The organism is Janthinobacterium sp. LPB2021202312-11-4 (genome assembly GCF_037049705.1).
Lineage (GTDB): Bacteria > Pseudomonadota > Gammaproteobacteria > Pseudomonadales > Pseudomonadaceae > Aquipseudomonas.
The window spans coordinates 34229-52950 of the sequence record NZ_JBAGKV010000026.1 but is presented as its reverse complement, the minus strand read 5'-3'; the positions used below and the strand labels follow the sequence as shown (position 1 = coordinate 52950).

At 59.6% G+C, this 18722-nt stretch carries 14 protein-coding genes and 1 pseudogene; 5 read left to right on the top strand and 10 right to left on the bottom strand.

What is annotated here, in order from left to right; genetic code table 11:
- Window positions 1-42: 42 nt before the first annotated feature.
- From fdhE to fdnG, 4 genes are read right to left on the bottom strand one after another with little or no spacing between them, the layout of a single operon-like run.
- Entirely contained in the window at window positions 43-969 is a 927-nt protein-coding gene (gene fdhE, locus V5E99_RS23775) for a formate dehydrogenase accessory protein FdhE (protein WP_499804677.1), read from the bottom strand.
- Between the two features lie 4 nt (window positions 970-973).
- The gene (locus V5E99_RS23770) at window positions 974-1624 is read right to left on the bottom strand and encodes a formate dehydrogenase subunit gamma (RefSeq protein ID WP_499804676.1); all 651 of its coding nucleotides are present in this window, start codon (window positions 1622-1624) and stop codon (window positions 974-976) included.
- On the bottom strand, window positions 1621-2556 hold the full coding sequence (gene fdxH, locus V5E99_RS23765; protein WP_499804675.1) for a formate dehydrogenase subunit beta: 936 nt from the start codon (window positions 2554-2556) through the stop codon (window positions 1621-1623). Before fdxH ends, V5E99_RS23770 begins: the two co-directional genes overlap by 4 nt.
- The gene (fdnG, locus tag V5E99_RS23760) at window positions 2557-5622 is read right to left on the bottom strand and encodes a formate dehydrogenase-N subunit alpha (RefSeq protein ID WP_499804674.1); all 3066 of its coding nucleotides are present in this window, start codon (window positions 5620-5622) and stop codon (window positions 2557-2559) included.
- 353 nt (window positions 5623-5975) lie between these two features.
- Here fdnG and V5E99_RS23755 point away from each other — a divergent pair, with 353 nt between their 5' ends.
- From V5E99_RS23755 to V5E99_RS23745, 3 genes are all read left to right on the top strand, one after another.
- Window positions 5976-7124 carry a MalY/PatB family protein gene (locus tag V5E99_RS23755; RefSeq protein WP_499804673.1) on the top strand — a complete coding sequence of 383 codons (1149 nt, stop codon included), beginning with the start codon at window positions 5976-5978 and terminating at the stop codon, window positions 7122-7124.
- A gap of 237 nt (window positions 7125-7361) precedes the next feature.
- Window positions 7362-8708, top strand: a complete 1347-nt coding sequence (locus V5E99_RS23750) for a cation:proton antiporter (RefSeq protein ID WP_499804672.1) — start codon at window positions 7362-7364, stop codon at window positions 8706-8708.
- A 131-nt stretch (window positions 8709-8839) separates the two neighbouring features.
- A complete protein-coding gene (locus V5E99_RS23745; protein WP_499804671.1) occupies window positions 8840-9130 on the top strand; it encodes a hypothetical protein in 291 nt (96 codons plus the stop codon).
- Between the two features lie 102 nt (window positions 9131-9232).
- Here the strand turns inward: V5E99_RS23745 and V5E99_RS23740 are convergent, their stop codons facing one another.
- Both V5E99_RS23740 and V5E99_RS23735 read right to left on the bottom strand, forming a co-directional pair.
- A complete protein-coding gene (locus V5E99_RS23740) occupies window positions 9233-9769 on the bottom strand; it encodes a hypothetical protein (RefSeq protein ID WP_499804670.1) in 537 nt (178 codons plus the stop codon).
- Between the two features lie 85 nt (window positions 9770-9854).
- On the bottom strand, window positions 9855-11777 hold the full coding sequence (locus V5E99_RS23735; RefSeq protein WP_499804669.1) for a hybrid sensor histidine kinase/response regulator: 1923 nt from the start codon (window positions 11775-11777) through the stop codon (window positions 9855-9857).
- Between the two features lie 157 nt (window positions 11778-11934).
- On the opposite strand from V5E99_RS23735, the gene V5E99_RS23730 reads away from it, so the two are divergent.
- Window positions 11935-12687 carry a DJ-1/PfpI family protein gene (locus V5E99_RS23730; RefSeq protein ID WP_499804668.1) on the top strand — a complete coding sequence of 251 codons (753 nt, stop codon included), beginning with the start codon at window positions 11935-11937 and terminating at the stop codon, window positions 12685-12687.
- Here V5E99_RS23730 and V5E99_RS23725 read toward each other — a convergent pair.
- The 3 genes and pseudogenes from V5E99_RS23725 to V5E99_RS23715 form a co-directional block, all read right to left on the bottom strand.
- Window positions 12668-13576 (bottom strand): zeta toxin family protein, encoded by a 909-nt coding sequence (locus V5E99_RS23725; RefSeq protein WP_499804667.1) that lies wholly within the window; start codon window positions 13574-13576, stop codon window positions 12668-12670. The genes V5E99_RS23730 and V5E99_RS23725 overlap by 20 nt on opposite strands.
- A 174-nt stretch (window positions 13577-13750) precedes the next feature.
- On the bottom strand, window positions 13751-16027 hold the full coding sequence (locus tag V5E99_RS23720) for an ATP-dependent DNA helicase (protein ID WP_499804666.1): 2277 nt from the start codon (window positions 16025-16027) through the stop codon (window positions 13751-13753).
- Window positions 16024-17687: pseudogene (locus tag V5E99_RS23715) on the bottom strand (VRR-NUC domain-containing protein). Before V5E99_RS23715 ends, V5E99_RS23720 begins: the two are co-directional and overlap by 4 nt.
- A gap of 202 nt (window positions 17688-17889) precedes the next feature.
- On the opposite strand from V5E99_RS23715, the gene V5E99_RS23710 reads away from it, so the two are divergent.
- On the top strand, window positions 17890-18114 hold the full coding sequence (locus V5E99_RS23710) for a YgdI/YgdR family lipoprotein (RefSeq protein WP_499804665.1): 225 nt from the start codon (window positions 17890-17892) through the stop codon (window positions 18112-18114).
- A 125-nt stretch (window positions 18115-18239) separates the two neighbouring features.
- Here the strand turns inward: V5E99_RS23710 and V5E99_RS23705 are convergent, their stop codons facing one another.
- Window positions 18240-18605, bottom strand: a complete 366-nt coding sequence (locus V5E99_RS23705; protein WP_499804664.1) for a hypothetical protein — start codon at window positions 18603-18605, stop codon at window positions 18240-18242.
- Window positions 18606-18722: the final 117 nt, after the last annotated feature.

Here is an 18722-nt window from a genome sequence, read left to right as displayed (position 1 = left end):
CCGAAAGCGATGGACCGTCGCGCCTGAGTGTAGACGCTGCGCTCAATCGCCTCCGGGGGCCAACAGCAGATTCGGCGCCAGGCGCTGGTAGCCTTCCTGCTCCAGCCTCATGTCCAGCAGCAGACTGGTCAAATCCGTCGAAAGCGCCTCGGCTTCGGCATCGTTTTCCAGGTACAGCAATTTCAGGTAGCTCTTGCAGCCAGGGCAGACTTCCGCCCGCAACGGCGCCTGATTCGCCGCGTACCGGTCATCATCGAGGCTGACGTATTCCAGGCCTTTGCTCTGCTCGCAATACACGCACTTGACCCGCACCACATGCCATTCACAGGCACACAACGAGCACACCAGATAACGCAAACCGTTGAACTTGCCGCGATGACGGATCACCCCGGCCATGGCCGGCGAACCACAGGCTGGGCATTGGCTCAGGCTGTCGCCGGGCTTGAGGTCGAGATTGGGCGTGTCGAGCAACCAATGGCTCCAGGTCACTTGCAGCGCCGCGCCGAGAAACGGCACCACTTCGGCGGGCAACAACGAATATTGGCCACTGACCAACGCAACGCCCCAGGCCTTGAGCTGTCCGGGGTTGGCCGATAGCAGCGTGTTGATTGCACGTTTGACCGCTGCCCGCGGCGGTGGCTTATAGCGCAGCAACACGGCGTACAGAAACGGCAACCAATCGCCCTCGCGCACCAGGCTGTCAGCGGCGAACGGTGGCAAACCGTGCTGCTGGCAGACTTTCAAGCGTTCGGGATCGGGCATCACATCAACCGGCAGATCATCCATCAAGTCCTGTTGCAGATGACACAACCCGGCCACCAGCCGCAGGTATTCGGCCAGCGGATGGCCCTCGGCCAACCGCTCCAGCCCCAGCGCCCGCAGGGTGAACAGGTTGCGCGGTGGCAGGTACAGAAACGGCGGAGAACTCGCCGCCGCTTCGATTTCGCCAGGCTCAAGAATCGTCGCCAAGTGCTTATCCTTTTCTGATCGGTCGGTCGGGGTCTTCGTCGCGGGTCACTTCCCGGTACCAGAGTTCATGGTGCTTCCTGGCCCAGGCGCGGCTGACCCAACCGTGGACCATGGCGCTGATCGAACCCTTGATCCAGATCCCGGCGTAGATGTGAATGATGATGCTCAACACCAGCACAAACCCCGCCAGTGCATGCAACAGCATGGCCCAGCGAATCGTGGTGATGCCGAAATACACGCTGAAATACGCCCGCCAGATCACCAGCCCGGTGAACAACAGTCCCAACATGCAGGCCAGCAATGTCCAGAAGAGTAGCTTCTGCCCGGGGTTGTACTTGCCAATCGGCGGCACGCCCTCCTCTTCGTTCTGGATCACCCGGTCGATGCGCTTGAGCCACAAACCGTCGTTGCGAATAAAGAAGTTGGCCCGCCAGAAGCGAATCACCAGCCCGAGGAACAGCACAAACATCAGCACGCCCATGAACGGATGGAGAATCCGCGTCCATGGCCCGCCGCCAAACAGGTTGCTCAGCCAGAACAGCGCCGGGTGAAACAATGCCAGCCCCGACAGCGCGGCCATGAAAAACAGGATCGCCACCAACCAGTGATTGGTCCGCTGGTTGGCGGTGTAGCGCAGGATCTGCTTGCGAATCATGGTCTGTTCTCCCCGCGCGGATCAAAGGTGTGCACCGATGGATCGACCTCGTGGACTGCCGGGTCTTTAACCGTTGGCAACTCGTCTTCTTCGACAATTTGCGGCCCAATGCGCACGTAATGGAAGAACCCGGCCAGCACCGCCAGGCCCATGGCCAATAAACCCAAGGGTTTACTGACGCCTTTCCACAAGCCCACCAACGGGCTGATCGCCGGGTCTTTTGCCAACCCGGCGTACAGTTGCGGCGTGTCGGCATGGTGCAGCACGTACATCACGTGAGTGCCGCCGACCCCGGCCGGGTCGTACAAACCGGCATTTTCAAAGCCACGGCTCTTGAGATCGACGATCCGTTCGGCGGCGTGTTCCTTCATGTCTTCCTTGGTGCCGAAGACGATGGCGCCGGTCGGGCAGGTTTTCACGCAGGCCGGCTCCAGGCCCACGGCGACCCGGTCCGAACACAGCGTGCACTTGTAGGCCTTGTGATCCTTTTGCGAGATGCGCGGGATGTTGAACGGGCACCCGGTGATGCAATAACCGCAGCCGATGCAATGGTCCTGATCGAAATCGACAATGCCGTTGGCGTGCTTGATGATCGCGCCGGGACTCGGACACGCCGCCAGGCAACCGGGCTCGGCACAATGCATGCAGCCGTCCTTGCGGATCAGCCATTCGAGGTTGCCAGCGTCGGTTTCATGCTCGGTGAAGCGCATCAGCGTCCAGGTTTCCGAGGTCAGGTCCTGGGGATTGTCGTAGGTGCCGAGGTTGTGGCCGACGTCGTCGCGCAACTCGTTCCATTCCGAACACGCCACCTGACACGCCTTGCAACCGATGCACTTGGTGGTGTCGATCAGCTTCGCCACTTCTTCCTGATTGCGCGCCGACGGCGGCACCGTCGTGGTGGCCGAGCGGGCAATGATGTCTTGGCTGGCCATTTAGACTTTCTCCACGTTGACCAGGAATGACTTGGATTCCGGGGTCTGGGAATTACCATCGCCGAGGAACGGCACCAGGGTGTTGGTGAGATAGCCGTGGCGCGTCAACCCGGTAAAACCCCAGTGCAGCGGGATACCGATGTGGTGCACCACCTGGCCGTTGACCTGCAACGGCCGAATGCGCTTGGTCACCACCGCCACCGCTTCGATAAAGCCACGCTTGCTGCTGACCCGGACCTTGTCGCCGGCGACGATGCCCTTCTCTTTCGCCAGCACTTCGCCTATTTCAACGAATTGCTCCGGCTGGGCAATCGCGTTGAGCTTGCAGTGCTTGCTCCAGAAGTGGAAATGCTCGGTCAACCGGTAACTCGTCGCGGCGTAGGGGTAATCCTTGGCCACGCCGAGGGTTTCCCACACCGAATCAAAGATTCGCGCCGCCGGGTTGCTGGTGGCGTTTTTGTTGTTCGGGTGCAACGGGTTGATGCCGATCGGGGTTTCAAACGGCTCGTAGTGCTCAGGGAATGGCCCTTCGTTCATCTTGTCCACGGCGAAGAACCGCGCCACGCCTTCGGGGTTCATGATGAACGGGTTCATCCCGGCTTCCGGTGGCGAATCGACTTTGAAGTCCGGTACATCGGTGCCGCCCCAGGCCTTGCCATTCCACCACACCAGGCGTTTCTTCTCGTCCCACGGTTTGCCTTGCGGGTCGGCTGAAGCGCGGTTGTAGAGAATCCGCCGGTTCATCGGCCAGGCCCAGGCCCAGCCCAAATGTTGCTTCATGCCATACGGATCGCTGTTGTCGCGGCGGGCCATCTGGTTGCCCATTTCGGTCCAGCTGCCGCAGAAAATCCAGCATCCGGAGGCCGTGCTGCCGTCGTCCTTGAGTTGGGCGAAACCGGTCAGTTGCGCGTTGCCCTTGATCGCCGCGCCGGTGGCATCGGTGAAGTCAGTGGTGGCGGCGCCGTTGATTTCCTTGGCCAGTTCTTCCGGCGAGGGCTCGTCGGTGATTTTGTAGGGCCACGACAGTTTCAGGATCGGATCGGGGAACGCGCCGCCATTGGCCTGATAACGCTTGCGCAGGCGCAAGAACAACTCGCTCATGATCCGCACGTCTGTCTGCGCTTCGCCCGGCCCGTCGGCGCCTTTCCAGTGCCATTGCAACCAGCGGCTGCTGTTGACCAGCGAACCGTCCTCTTCGGCAAAACAGGTGGTCGGCAGGCGAATGACTTCGGTGTGGATGTCGGCGCTGGTCACGTCGTTGTACGGCCCGACGTTTTTCCAGAACTCCGACGTCTCGGTGGACAGCGGGTCCATCACCACCAGCCACTTGAGTTTGGCCAATGCCGCCATTACCCGGTTTTTATCCGGCAACGCGGCAATCGGGTTGAAGCCCTGGCACATGTAGCCGTTGACCTTGCCCTGGCCCATCAGGTCGAACATTTTCAGGATGTCGTAGTTGGGGATGTCGAGTTTCGGCAGGTAGTCATAGGCCCAATGGTTCTCGGCGGTGGCGTTGTTGCCGTACCAGGACTTCATCAGGCTGACGTGGAACTTGCTGTAGTTCTGCCAATAGGACAGTTGTCCCGGCCGCAACGGTTTTTGCGTGCGTTTGCTGATGTAGCCGTCGTAGTCCTGCTCGCCGTCGCTGGCCAGGGTCAGGTAACCGGGCAGCGAATTGGAAAGCAAACCGAGATCCGTCAGGCCTTGAATGTTGGAGTGGCCGCGCAAGGCGTTGACGCCGCCGCCCGGCATGCCGACGTTGCCCAGTAGCAGTTGCACCATCGCCGCGCTGCGGATGATTTGCGAGCCGATGGAATGTTGCGTCCAGCCCAGGGCATAGAGAATCGTCATGGTCTTGCCCGGTATCGAGCAGGTGGCGATTTCTTCCCAGATCTTCTTGATCGCGTCCACCGGCATGCCGCAGATCTGGCTGGCCAGGTCGATGTTGTAGCGGCTGTAGTGGGTTTTCATCAGTTGATAGACGCAGCGTGGGTCCTGCAACGTCGGGTCGACTTTGGCAAAGCCGTCCTCGCCGATTTCATAGCCCCAGCCGGACTTGTCGGTGTACAGACGCTTGGCCACGTCGTAGCCGCTGAAAATCCCGTCCTCGAAGCTGAACCCGGCTTTAACGATGAACGACACGTCGGTGTAGTTGCGCACGTATTCGTGCTGAATCTTGTCCTCGGTCAGCAGGTAATTGATCAGCCCGCCCATAAAGGCGATGTCGGTGCCGGTGCGGATCGGCGCGTAATAGTCGGCCACGGACGCGGTGCGTGTGAATCGCGGATCGACCACGATCAGCCGCGCCTTGTTGTGCGCCTTGGCTTCGGTCACCCATTTAAAGCCGCAAGGGTGCGCTTCTGCTGCGTTGCCGCCCATCACCAGGATCAGGTTCGCGTTGGCGATATCGGTCCAGGTATTGGTCATGGCACCACGGCCGTACGTCGGGGCAAGACTTGCCACCGTCGGACCGTGTCAGACACGCGCCTGGTTATCGAACCCCAGCATGCCGAGGCTGCGAATGACCTTGTGGGTCAGGTAGCCCGCTTCGTTGGAAGCCGCCGACGCCGCGAGGAACCCGGTGGTCAGCCAGCGGTTTACCGTTTGGCCCTGGGCGTTTTTCTCGATGAAGTTGGCATCGCGGTCGGCCTTCATCAGGTCGGCCACGCGATCCAGGGCTTCATCCCAGGACATGCGCGTCCACTCAGTGCTGCCGGGCTTGCGCACTTGCGGGTATTGCAGACGATTGGGGCTGTGAATGAAGTCCAGCAGGCCCGCGCCTTTGGGGCACAAGGTGCCGCGATTGACAGGGTGGTCGGCGTCGCCTTCGATGTGGATGATGCTTTGGGCGACGTTTTTCGCCTGGTCGCCCTGGCTGTACATGATCAAGCCGCAACCCACCGAGCAGTACGGGCAGGTGTTGCGGGTTTCATGGGTGTGGGCGAGTTTGAAATGACGCACTTGCTCGGCAAAGGCAGGCGTGGGCAGCATGCCCAGCGCACCAAGGCTCGAGCCCGCAAGGCCGATACCGGCGACCTTGAAGAACTGACGACGGTTGAGGTCCATCGTGCACTCCTGATCAGATGAAGACCCGGTGCTTTGCCGGGTTTTTCTGGACAAACACGGTCGCGGCAGCTTGGCTGCCGGTACTTCAAACTCTAGTCAATGTGACAGCCTTTGGCATGAAACCCGACCGTCGGCCAACACGCCTATCAACTGTGGGAGCGGGCTTGCTCGCGAAAGCGGTGGGTCAGTCAGCGATGAGGTTGAATGCAAGAACGCTTTCGCGAGCAAGCCCGCTCCCACAAGGGATTTGTTTGCTCGTGGAACTCTGATTATTTTTGCCAGGTGTCACCAGAGGTGAACATTGGGGCTTATCATGGCCGCCGTGATTAACCCTGCCTTCTATGAGACTGAGCATGACCTTCGATTTCGATCAGGTGTTCGACCGCCACGCCACCGGCAGTACCAAATGGAGCCGCTATCCGGCCGACGTCTTGCCGATGTGGGTCGCAGACATGGATTTCGCCGCACCGCCGGTGATCATCCAGGCCCTGCAAAAACGCCTGGAACACCCGTTGCTCGGCTACAGCGTGGCCCCGGACAACCTGCGTGACGCCATCGTCGCCGACCTCTGGAGCAAATTCGCCTGGCGGGTAAAGCCTTCGGAACTGGTGTTCCTGCCGGGCGTTGAGTCGGGCTTCAACATGGCGCTCAAGGCGCTGGTCCAGCCGCAGCAGAACGTCGTGGTGCAAACGCCAAACTACCCGCCGCTGCGTCATGCGCCGGGCAACTGGGGGCTGAACAAGGTTGAACTAGAATTCGACGCCCAGGCGGACGGCACCTATGCCACGCCGCTTGATGCGTTGCGTGACGCCCTGACCGGTGGTGGCGCGCTGCTGCTGAGCAACCCGCACAACCCGCTGGGCAAGACGTTTCCACGGGAAGAACTGCAAGCCGTGGCCGATATCTGTGTGGCACAGGACGCCTGGATCATCTCCGACGAGATCCACGCTGAACTGTGCTTCGACGGCCGGGTGCACATTCCCACCGCCTCGCTGAGCCCGCAGATCGCCCAACGCACCATCACCCTGATGTCGGCGAGCAAGGCCTATAACATCGCCGGTTTGAAAACCTCATTCATGATCATTCAGGACCCGGTGCTGCTGGCGCGGGTCAACCATGCCCGCTGCGGCATGGTCGACAGCGTCAACCCGCTGGGCCTGGAAGCCACCCGCGTGGCCTTCAGCGAAGCCGGACCCTGGCTGGCCGAGATGCTGGCTTACGTGCAATCCAACCGCGATTACCTGGTGGATGCCGTGCGCACGCGATTGCCCGGCGTGACCATGAACGTCCCGCAAAGCACTTACCTGGCCTGGCTCGATTGCACGGCGCTGGGGTTGGAGAATCCACAGCAGTTCTTCCTCGAACAGGCCAAAGTGGGTTTGAGTGCGGGCCTGGATTTTGGTGATCAAAGCCAACAGTTCGTGCGCCTGAACTTCGGCTGCCCACGGGCGTTGCTGGAAGAAGGGATTGCGCGGATGGAGCGCAGTTTGCTCAACCGCTAAAAGCAAAAGATCGCAGCCGTGTAGGAGCTGCCGAAGGCTGCGATCTTTTGATCCTGCATCATCTGAAAACCAACCGAACTCATCGCAAAAGGCCGGGGCCACACTCCAGGCTCGGATGAGCCCAGCGACATCACCGGTCAGCGCTATGGGGTCATGGGCGGCAAACCGATCCTGTAAATGGAACCCGCCGTCCCTTCCAGCACTCAATCGTTCATGCCCCCCCAACGAGAGTCCGGCATGAGCTTCATTGTGTGGTTGGCGGTATTGGGTGCGGTGCTGCTGACGCTGGCGCTGACTTCGTCGTTTTTACGCTGGATGCCGGTGACTACTTCGGCGGTGTGCCTGGCGCTGGGGGTCGCCATCGGCCCGGCGGCCCTGGGTTTGCTTAAGCTCGACATCAAGGACGCGGCGAACTGGATGGAGCACCTGACGGAAGTCGCGGTGCTGTTTTCGTTGTTTGTCTGCGGACTGAAATTGCGACTGCCACTGCGGGATCGCAAATGGCGGGTTGCCTTCGGGTTGGCCGGCCCGGTGATGCTGCTGAGCATCGCCGGTGTGTGCCTGTTACTGCATTACGGCTTTGCCTTGGCGTGGGGGCCTTCGCTGCTGATCGGCGCGATTCTGGCGCCGACCGACCCGGTGCTGGCCTCGCTGGTGCAGGTCAACGATGCCAAGGATTACGATTCGGTGCGCTTCGGGCTCTCGGGTGAAGCCGGCCTGAACGATGGCGTCGCATTCCCTTTCGTCATCCTCGGTTTACTGGTGCTGCAACAGTCTGGCGACTCCAGCGCCTGGCTCAACGACTGGGCGTTGAAAAGCCTGTTATGGGCCGTACCCGCAGGGTTGCTGACCGGTTACTGGATGGGGCTCGGCATCGGCCATGTGACCTTGTCGATGCGTATCCGCAATGCCGACAGCACCCTTTCCCCCAATGATTACCTGACCCTGGCCCTGATCGCGCTGGCTTACGTGGCGGCCGAATCGATTCATGGCTACGGCTTTCTGTCAGTGTTTGCCGCAGGCCTGGGCTTGCGTCAGGCCGAAGTCAAATCCTCCGGCGACACCCAGACCCCGGCCGAGCATCTGGTGCAACCGGTGGTCGGTCATCAGAACGTCGAGCCCGAAGCGGCGGTGCATGGCGACGTGGAGCACCTGGAAGACACCCAGGTCGCGGCCGGCATCATGATGGGCGATATGTTGTCCTTCGGCAGCCTGGTGGAACGGGCCATGGAAGTGTTTCTGGTGACCTTGCTCGGGGTGGTGCTGGTGGCGCACTGGGATTGGCGGGCGCTGGTGATTGCAGCGGTGCTGTTCTGCGCGATTCGCCCCTTGAGTGTGTGGCTGATTCCCTGGGGACGACTGCTGGATGGGCGACAACGTTCTCTGATCGGCTGGTTCGGAATCCGTGGCATCGGCAGTTTTTACTACCTGTTTTATGCCCTGAATCACGACCTCCCTGCCAACGTGGCAACCCTGTGTACCGACCTGACGCTGTCGGTGGTGGCGTTGAGCATTCTGATTCATGGCATCAGCACCCAGCCGATGCTGACGTGGTATGAACGGCGAAATAATCCAAAAGCCTGATGTCTTTTACGATAGCTTCCTAAGTATCTATCCAGTTTCTCGTCTGAAAATTTTGAAATTCCTCCTATGCCGGAAAGTCACAACGTTATCCAGCCCTTCGGGGCTACCCCTCCTGCTAGAAGGTGAACGCGATGAAATACTACTCGGCCCCGGCCCATCCCCAGGCGTGCCGCGACTTTGCACTGGAATGCAATCGTCAGTTGTTCGAGGAAGCGCAGTTGTTGAACCAAGCGGCTTTTGAGTTGCTGGAGGGAGGCGAGTTGGATGCCGAGTCGTTTGCCCGTTACCAGGCATTGCGGTGCAAGACCGATGCGAAGTTTGAGGAGGCCATCGACCATTTGCGGTTGATTGAGGAGGAGTTTTCAGTGATGTCGCGGCCGCGCCCGCAACAGCTGGACGGCAATTACGATTCACTGGGTTGAACCGCTAAAAGATCGCAGCCTTCGATCGCAGCCTTCGGCAGCGCCCACAGGCGCGTAGGAGCTGCCGAAGGCTGCGATCTTTTGATTTTTTTCTGCGCCGCCTCAAGCCCCCGGATTTGTCACCTGAATGTAAAACGCATAACTGCCCAGCAGCATCCAGAACGTCGCAAAAATCCACGGCGTGCGTACCGAGAACAACAACGACTTGCGATAGCCCTTGTGGCTCGATTCCATTTCGCTGAACAACGGCGACTCGTCATAGGCCAACCCCATCAGCGGCTCGCTGCTCAGCAACTGACTTTGCTTGAAATGCCAATGGTCGATGATGTCGTAGGCCGCACGAATGCCCGGCCAGGCGTTGAGTGAACTGAGCAGCCCCAACAGCGCCAGAAACGGCGGCACCACCAGCGTGAACAGCTTGCCCCACTCGGGGTTGAGGTTGGACATGCAGGACGCGAACGCAATCACCAGGAACGATTGCGCCGCCAGATAAGCATCGGTGCGGTTGGCCAGAATGCTGGTTTCGTACTGGATCTCCCGGCGATAGAAATCCAGCCGTTCCTTGGGCGAACCGAACATCTTGGCGTTGTGTTCGGTAAGGGCTTCTTCGGCCACGGCTTCAGTCAATATTCTGGGCACAGCGTTCTCGCACAGCGTGGAAAACGTTTAGAAGAACCCGGGGCTGGCAAAGTTCAGCCCGATTGCCGGAGCCGCAGTACTGCCGTCATTTCATGGCTTGGCCGATGATTTCCACCAGGTTGAGTTGGGTAAACGGCTTGGACAAGCGCGGCAGCTCGGTGGCGAATCCTTCCAGGCGTTCGGCGTAACCGGTGGCGAGGATGATCGGCATAGTCGGCTTCAGCAGCCGGATCGCATGGGCCAGTTGCGCGCCGTTCATATGTGGCATGGCCATGTCGGTAATCACCAGATCAATGGTTTGGCCGCTTTCGAAGGCTTCCAACGCCTGCGCGCCGGACGCCGCGCTAATCACCCAGTGGCCAAGGTCCTCCAGCAACAGGCTGGTACTGGTCAACACCAGGCTGTCGTCATCCACCACCAATACGCTCAGCCCAGGCACCAGAGACAGGAACGGCGTTTCGATAGCCTGCCGGGCCACCGCCCCCTCCGTAGCGACGGGCAGCCAGAGTTCAGCGGTGGTGCCTTGGTCCTTCTGGCTCTTGAGGATGAACCGCCCACCCAGTTGCGCGATAAAGCCATGCACCATCGACAACCCCAGGCCCGTACCCTTGCCTACGCCCTTGGTGGTAAAGAACGGGTCCGTCGCCTGCGCCAGCGTGACCGAATCCATGCCTTCACCGGTGTCGGTGATGTGAAGGCGCACATAACGACCGGCCGGGAGCGATGACCGCGTCGGGTCATTGACCTCCGCGTTGCGGGCGCTGATAACAATGCTTCCGCCATTGGGCATCGCATCACGGGCGTTGGTCGCCAGATTCAGCACTGCCAGTTCGAGCTGATTAACATCAGCCACGACGGGTTCCAGGTCCGGCGCAAAGCAGGTTTCGAGTTTGACCGAGGGCCCCAGTGAGCTGCGCAACAGCCCGGTGATCCCTTCGACCAGTGCGGGAATCTCGACCGATTCAGTCTTGAGTTCCTGACGCCGGGCGAACGCCAGCATGCGCTGGGTCAGGGAGACGCCGCGCATGGCGCCCTGGGTGGCGTTGTCGAGCAGGCGAATGACTTTCGGGTCGTCGGACACGCGTTTGCGGACGATCTCCAGGTTGCCGAGGATCACCGTCAACAGGTTGTTGAAGTCGTGGGCGATGCCGCCGCTGAGTTGGCCGATGGCCTGCATCTTTTGCGCCTGGAACAGCGCCTCACGGGTTTGCTCCAGGGCCTGCTGTGCTTGGGTGACTTCGGTGATATCCCGGGTGATCTTGGCAAAACCGAGCAAAGTCCCGGTCTCGCCCCAGATCGGGTCCACCACGACATGGGCCAGGAACCGCGTGCCATCCTTGCGCAGGCGCCAGGCCTTGTTTTCGAATTTGCCTTCGCGCGCCGCCGTCGCCAGCGCCCGTTGCGGTTCACCGGCTTCTCGGTCCTCGGGGGTGTAGAACATCGAGAAATGCTGGCCAATGACTTCTTCCGGCCGGTAGCCCTTGATGCGCTGGGCGCCGACGTTCCAGTTAGTCAGCCGCCCGCTTGGGTCAAGCATGTAGATGGCGTAGTCGGTGACACTCTGGACCAGCAAGCGAAACTGCTGCTCGCTCTGCTTGAGGGTTTCCTCGGCCATTTTGCGGTCGGTCAGGTCGCGGGTGATCTTGGCGAATCCCAGCAGCGTGCCCGACGGGTCGATAATCGGGTCAATGACCACGTGGGACCAGAAGTGCGTGCCGTCCTTGCGCACCCGCCAGCCCTCCCCCTCAAAACGACCTTCAGTGATCGCCGTGTCCAGCGCTCTCTGGGGCATACCGGCCAGACGATCCTCTTCGGTGTAGAAACGCGAAAAATGCTGACCGAGGATTTCCGCTTCCTCATATCCCTTGAAACGCCGGGCGCCGGCATTCCAACTGGTGATGATGCCGTCGGGGTCAATCATGTAGATCGCATAGTCGACCACTGCATCGATCAGCAGACGCGCGCGGCTGTCTTCGATGGAGCTGGTTTTGGTCCGAGCACCGCTCATTAATCACTCCCGGCATTATTGTTGTGTGGAGTATGCGACAAACCACAGGATAGGACAGCCGCAATAGCCACGCCCCGGCATGTTGTAGTGGAGCAGCGGTGACGGAACACCTATTCTCCAGGCCAACCACACCTTCTGCCCAGGGAAGAGACCCTCGATGATTCTGATGCTGTTGCCCGATGGCGATTACGACCCGACTGAAAGCAGCGTGCCCTGGCAGGCCATGCGCCGCGCCGGCATCGAGGTGCGCTTTGCCACGCCCGAAGGCCTGCCCGCCTACGCCGACCCGCGTTTGGTGGACACCGGTTTCGGCCTGTTGAACCCGATGCTGATGACCCGCAAAACCGACCTTGCCGGCTACGCGACCATGATCGACGACGAGGCCTTCAATCACCCGTTGGCCTACGCCGATGTCGACCCGGCGCAGTTTTCCGGGCTGATGATTCCCGGTGGTCATGCCAAGGGCATGCGCAGTCTGCTGGAATCCGGTCAGGCTCGACGCATTGCCCGGCACTTCTTCAAAACCCAGAAGCCTGTGGCAGCGATCTGTCATGGCGTGCTGTTGCTCGCCCGTACGCTGGACCCCGACACTGGCCGCCCGGTATTGGACGGGCACAAAGTCACCGCGTTGGTGGCCGGCACCATGGAACTGCCGGCCTGGCTCATCACCGGACTTTGGCTGGGGCGCTACTACCGCACTTATCGCCAGACCGTCGAAGCCGAAGTGTCGGCGGCCTTGCGTAAACCAGCGGACTTCCTGCGGGGGCCGTGGCTGGCCAAGCGTGATTCGGCGGACAAGCCGCATCACGGCTTTGTGGTCCGCGACGGCCAACTGCTAACGGCGCGCTGGCCGGGCGATTGTCATCGCTTTGCCGCCGAATGGCTGAAGCTTATCGGTACACGTACTTGATGATGTAGGCGTACAGATCGTTGTAGATGAAGTCCGGAACTTGCGTGGCATAGGTTTTCGTCTTGGACAGTGCCAAATGGCACTCCTTGACCATCTCGTCGCGCTCGCTCATGGAAAACACGTGGTTGTTGATGATCGTGCCATAGACGCCGAACGTATAAGGTGCGGTCACCGAAGCCGTGCTTAGGGTGCCATCCGCGGCTTTGGTGTAGGTGTTATGCGCACGCAAGGTGCGCTCTTTCAATGCACCAAAACCACGCTCATACAGATTGATTTGTGAGCCGGTGACCGCTTTCGCAGCCGTATCCAGAGCCAGGATGATCGCCTGGGCATTGCTCATGCTGGTTTGCAGGTCCCTAAGGTTGACGAACCGCTCCAGTTCCTGATTTTTCAGGCTTTTGAGCGCTCGTTTGATGCTCGACAGATGGGCGAACTCCTGGTTGCAGCCCACGATGTGGATCTCGAACTGATAGCCGGCGGCGGTCGCCATTGGCGGGAAGACTGCAAAGTCGATGCTGTCGAACGCACACTCCATGATGATGTTGTATTTGTGAGTGAACGCCTCGGTGAAAATCTTCGTGCTGAGTTCCCGGACAAAGGTCTCCGTTTGCTCATAGGCGTGCAGAACGCCGAGCTTGATCATTTCCTCGTATTGGGGGTGTTTTTTTCGGTATTCGGGCAGGTAAAGCCGCACATAGTTGGAATAGCGGCTTGAGGGCAGGAGGCTGTTTTCCAGCAAATAGGTTTTGCCTGAGCCTTGCAGCCCGGCGACCACGAGTATTTTGGGCGTTGCCTCGGCGGTGATGCCGTTAAACAGCGTGGCTTTAATTTCAGTGAACGCCGCAGTGACGTGTTCGGCGGTATACGTGTAGCGCGGTGCGTCGGACATACCTTGATTTCCTTATCAAAGAATCGAATGAACGTGATTGCCTGCCCTTTGAATAAAGCGCGCTTTCGCCGATTGATCAAAAAGTGCTTTTCATCAAGATATGTCGATGTTTTTTAAAGGAAATTATTCCTACGAAAGCCGATGAAAATCCGTCATTGCTGCGATCGCTATTCTCTACAGCGATTCGCTTTGGCCTAGGCCCACCGACCACCAGCGCGGCAGCAACTGCCTGACCTTACTGTCGCCAAACCGGTCATCGATCAGCATCACCACGCCCTGATCCTGCTGGGTACGGATCACTCGCCCGGCCGCTTGCACCACCTTCTGCACGCCAGGATACAGGTAGGTGTAGTCATAACCGGCGCCGAAGATCGCTGCCATCCGGTGTTTCATTTGTTCGTTGACCGGGTTGAGTTGCGCCAGCCCCAACGTGGCGATGAAGGCGCCAATCAGCCGCGCACCGGGCAAGTCGATGCCTTCACCAAACGCCCCGCCCAATACTGCAAAACCGACGCCCTGGCTGTGGGCGGTGAACTGGTCGAGAAAATCCTGACGCTGCTGCTCAGCCATGCCTCGGGACTGTGACCACAAGGTGATGTGTGGATGCCGCTCGGCCAACAGCTGCGCCACTTGCTGCAAATAATCGAAGCTGCTGAAAAACGCCAGGTAGTTGCCGGGGCGCACGGTGAACTGCCGGGCGATCAGCTCGACAATCGGCTCAAGGGACGCTTGTCGATGAACGAAACGGGTCGAGATCTGGCTGACGATACTGACTTGCAACTGATCGGCGTGAAACGGCGACTCGACGTCGATCCAGACGGTATTCGGCGGCGTGCCCAACAGATCGGCGTAATAGTGTTGGGGGCTCAGGGTCGCGGAAAACAGTACGGTGCTGCGCGCCGCCGTCAAACGCGGGCGGATAAACCCGGCGGGCACCACGTTGCGCAGGCACAGTTGTGAGAGGTTGCGTTTGCGTTCCAGGTCGCGCTTGCTGATGTCGAACAGGTATTGCTCATCAAACAGCTCCGCCACCCGGCCAAACTGCAACATGTCGAAGTAGAAACTCTGTAAAGCGCTGTCCAGCCCTTGCGGGTGATCGTTCAAGTAATCGCCGATGCTCGCGCTGCACGATGACAAGGCCTGAAGCAGTTTTTCCGGGGCCTTGCTGTAGGCCTGATAAGCGCCCAACTGCAGGTCATGCAGGGCGTTCCATTCGCGGTTGACCCGTTGCAAGGATTTCTTCAACGGTTCCGGGGCGGATTTGCGCACGCTGTTGAGCGTCGCTTGATCAAGGCTGGCGCTGTACATCTGCCGGCCACGTTCCACCAGGTTATGGGCCTCGTCTACCAGCACGGCGACCCTCCAGTGGTTGGCCTGGGCCAGGCCAAACAACAAAGCACTGAAATCGAAGTAGTAGTTGTAGTCGGCGACCACCACGTCCGCCCAGCGAGCCATTTCCTGGCTGAGGTAATACGGGCAAACGTTGTGTTGTAGCGCAACGTCGCGCAAGGCGTTCTGGTTCAACAGGCTCAACTGGCTGGCCGCCTGACGTGCAGCGGGCAGACGGTCGTAGAAACCCAGGGCCAACGGGCAGGATTCGCCGTGGCAGGCTTTGTCCGGGTGTTCGCAGGCCTTGTCCCGGGCGATCATCTCCAGAATGCGCAGCGGCGGCGCGTTGGCGCTGTCGAGGATGACCTGCGCCGCGTCCAGCGCCAGTTTGCGCCCCGGGGTTTTCGCGGTGAGGAAGAACACCTTGTCCAGTTGCTGCGGCGCCAATGCCTTGAGCATCGGGAACAGCGTGCCGATGGTCTTGCCGATCCCGGTGGGTGCCTGGGCCATCAGGCAACGACCGGTGCTGACGGCTTTGAACACCGACTCGGCCAGGTGCCGTTGCCCCGGCCGAAACCCGGCATGGGGAAACGCCAATCCTTGGGCCGCTTGGTTGCGAGCTTCGCGATGGGCCATTTCCTGCTCGGCCCACTGCAGGAACAACCGGCAATGCTGCTCGAAGAACGCTTCCAGTTCGGCAGCGCTGAACGGTTCAAGCAGGCAGGTTTCCTTTTCGCTGACGATGTCGAAATACACCAGTGCCAGGTTGATCTGCGCCAGTTGCAGCTTCTGGCACATCAGCCAGCCATAGACCTTGGCCTGGGCCCAGTGCAACTGGCGATGGTTGGCCGGTTGTTTGCCCAGGTCGCCGCGATAGGTTTTGACTTCTTCCAGGCAGTTTTGCGTCGGGTCGTAGCCGTCCGCCCTGCCCTTGACCCTCAACGTTAGATAGGTGCCCTCCAGCGCCACTTCGCTCTGGTAAGCGTCGTTGCGCCGGGACGCGACCGTGCGATGGCCGACGATGCCTTCCAGCGCGGTCGGTGATGGGGTGAAGCGCAGGTCCAGGTCACCCACCTTGGCGGTGAACTCACACAGCGCCCGCACCGCAATGCTGTAGCTCAAGCGCTCTGCTCCGCCCATTGCACGTAGCACACGGCAATCGGCATCTGGTGTTCATGGCAGAACTCGATCCAGCGCAGTTGGTTATCTTGCAAGCGATCGCCGGGGCCTTTGACTTCGATCATGCGGTAGGTCTTGTCCTGCGGCCAGAACTGGATCAGGTCCGGCATACCGGCGCGATTGGCCTTGATGTCCAGCAACAGGCGATTGAACCAGTGCTTGAGGTGTTCGGCCGGCAGACAGTCCAGCGCCTGATCGAGCAGTTCCTCGGTCAGCGCTCCCCAGAACACAAACGGCGACTGCACACCCCACTTACTCACGTAACGCTCGCGAATGGTCTGGCGATAACACCCGTCGTCGAGCTCCGCCAGGCAGTCTTGAAACAGCTCGGCCCGACGGTCATGGAAATCTTCATGAAGCAAATCCACCGGCCCACGCTGGAACGGGTGGAAAAACGCCCCCGGCAATGGCGCGAAGATCGCTGGCCAGCAGAGCAAGCCAAACAGTGAATTGATCAGGCTGTTCTCGACGTAATGCACCGGCGCCGTGTCTTCGGCCAGGTGCGCCTGCACGTAATACTCCACCGACAGCGTCAGATCGGTGCGCGGCAGTTGCAGGTCCAGGCGCTCCATGGCCCGAGCGGCGGCGCGTTTCATCGGTGGCCCAACTTGCGCCGCAACCGTGGCAAGACGCGCAGCAACTGCTGTTGTTCCGCAGCGCTTTCTGGTACTTGCTCGGCAAATGTTGCAAGGTCCAGGGCCAGCGAATACTCAGTACAGCGCTCCAATACCCGGATCAACCGCAGGCGCGCGCCGGGATAGGCGCATTCGCGGTAGATGGTCAGGGCATTGGGGAAATCCGCGACGCGTTCGCAATGCTGGCCGATCTGGAACAGCAGCTTGCCTCGTCGGCGTTGCAGCCACGGGTTGTCGAAGGTCAGCCCGTTAATCTGCTCGACAACCTCCGCCACCGCTTCGCCGGCCTCGAAACGCTGCTGGCAGTCATGCAGGAAGACGCAGGCGTCCACGTCCTCGCGGCAACGCAGACCACGGGAATCAGCGCAGAACTCGACTTTTTCGTAAGTGAAGATACCGAGGTCCGCCAGCACGAACTCCGACCAGTCCTGATACAGATTGCCGAAAAACATCAGGCGCAAGCGGTCACACAAACCCATGATCGTCAGGCTGAACAAGCGATCCTCCAGGGGCGGGCACCACTGGCGAAAGCTCCGGGATTCGGGAAATTGTTCGCTCAACAGCGGCAACCAATCGGTCTTTTTGCCCTTGGGCTGGTCGATGGCGTGGCCCAGGCACTGGAGGATTTCGGCCTTGAGCAGTACGTCGAACAGTTCCTCTATCAATAACGGTGACTGCTCATCAATCCAGCCCAAGGCCAGTAACGGCTCGGCCGCGCTGGCGATATCACCGATCTCGACGTAATGCAGTTTGGCGGCCCTGAAATGCAGGCCTTTGCGCATGACCATCCGCACCAGCAACGCCCGAGACTCGCGGGGCAAGCGGTTGAAGTCCTCGATAAAGCGCTGTTCCTCGACACTCAATACATCGGCATAGCGATGCTCAAGCCAATCAAGCACTTGCATGAAGTTATTGAGGTAATAGAACGGGTCATCGAGCGGGTTTGCAGTCACAAGAAAAAAGGCCATGGCGAGCGAGTACTGGTTATGCGTACAGATACCAGCTACGCCCTGTTTGGTGCAAACGGAAAAAGATGGGCGGCGTGGCTAATCCGCGATTTTTACGCTGACCATCGAACTTTCTGCCGATCCATGGCACCAACCGCCTTAGAGCGACAGTGATGACGCCAGCCGTCACGCTGATTTTTTTTGAGCATCATGTGAGGTGTGTATGAATATCAAGACTCTGGGCCTGCCCCTGGCTGTTGCGGCCTTCCTGGCTCTGGCCGGTTGCGCGACACCGACGGTGGTGACCCTGCAGAACGGCACTCAGTATTTGACCAAGGACATGCCGAAAACCAAGACCAAGGACGGCTTCTATGAGTTCGAGGACATTTCCGGGGCGAAGGTGAAGGTCAACGCCAATGATGTGGCGACGGTGCGCAAGGAAGATTGAGACCGTAGACCGCACACAACCGTGTAGGCGCTGCCGAAGGCTGCGATTTTTTGATTCTGATTTTTGAAGCCGCCGAAGATCAAGATCAAAAGATCGCAGCCTTCGGCAGCTCCTACAGGGATCTATTAAGGCATTCCGGGAATGCTGGTGTCGCAGACGATGTAGCGCTCGCCGCGCTTGATGAGTTGATCACGAAGCTTCTGGCAGCGGTCATATTCCTGCTGCACTGAATTGTCGATGCTGATGTTGCCGGTCACTTCCGGTTTTTTTCCGTCGCCAATACGCACAGTGGCCCACGGTTGCTCCGGCTGGACATGAAACAGGCTTTTCTCTTCGACGGGGTCTTTGGTTTCAGTCGAAGCCGGTTTCGGCAATTCTTCTGGCGTCATGCCATAACGGCTCAAAATCGAGCGATGAGGCAGTTCTGCAGCGGCGTTCGCCGATAACACGGCCAAAGCCAATCCCAAAACAAACCTCTTGCTGTTACTCACGTTACTGAATCTCCTGTACTCAATGGCGTTTGATGCCGGTTCCTGTTGGTGCAGGTATTGGAGTCCGGTTGTGACCTTGAAGTCACGGTGCTCCCACAGTTGAAATGCATTCTCCTG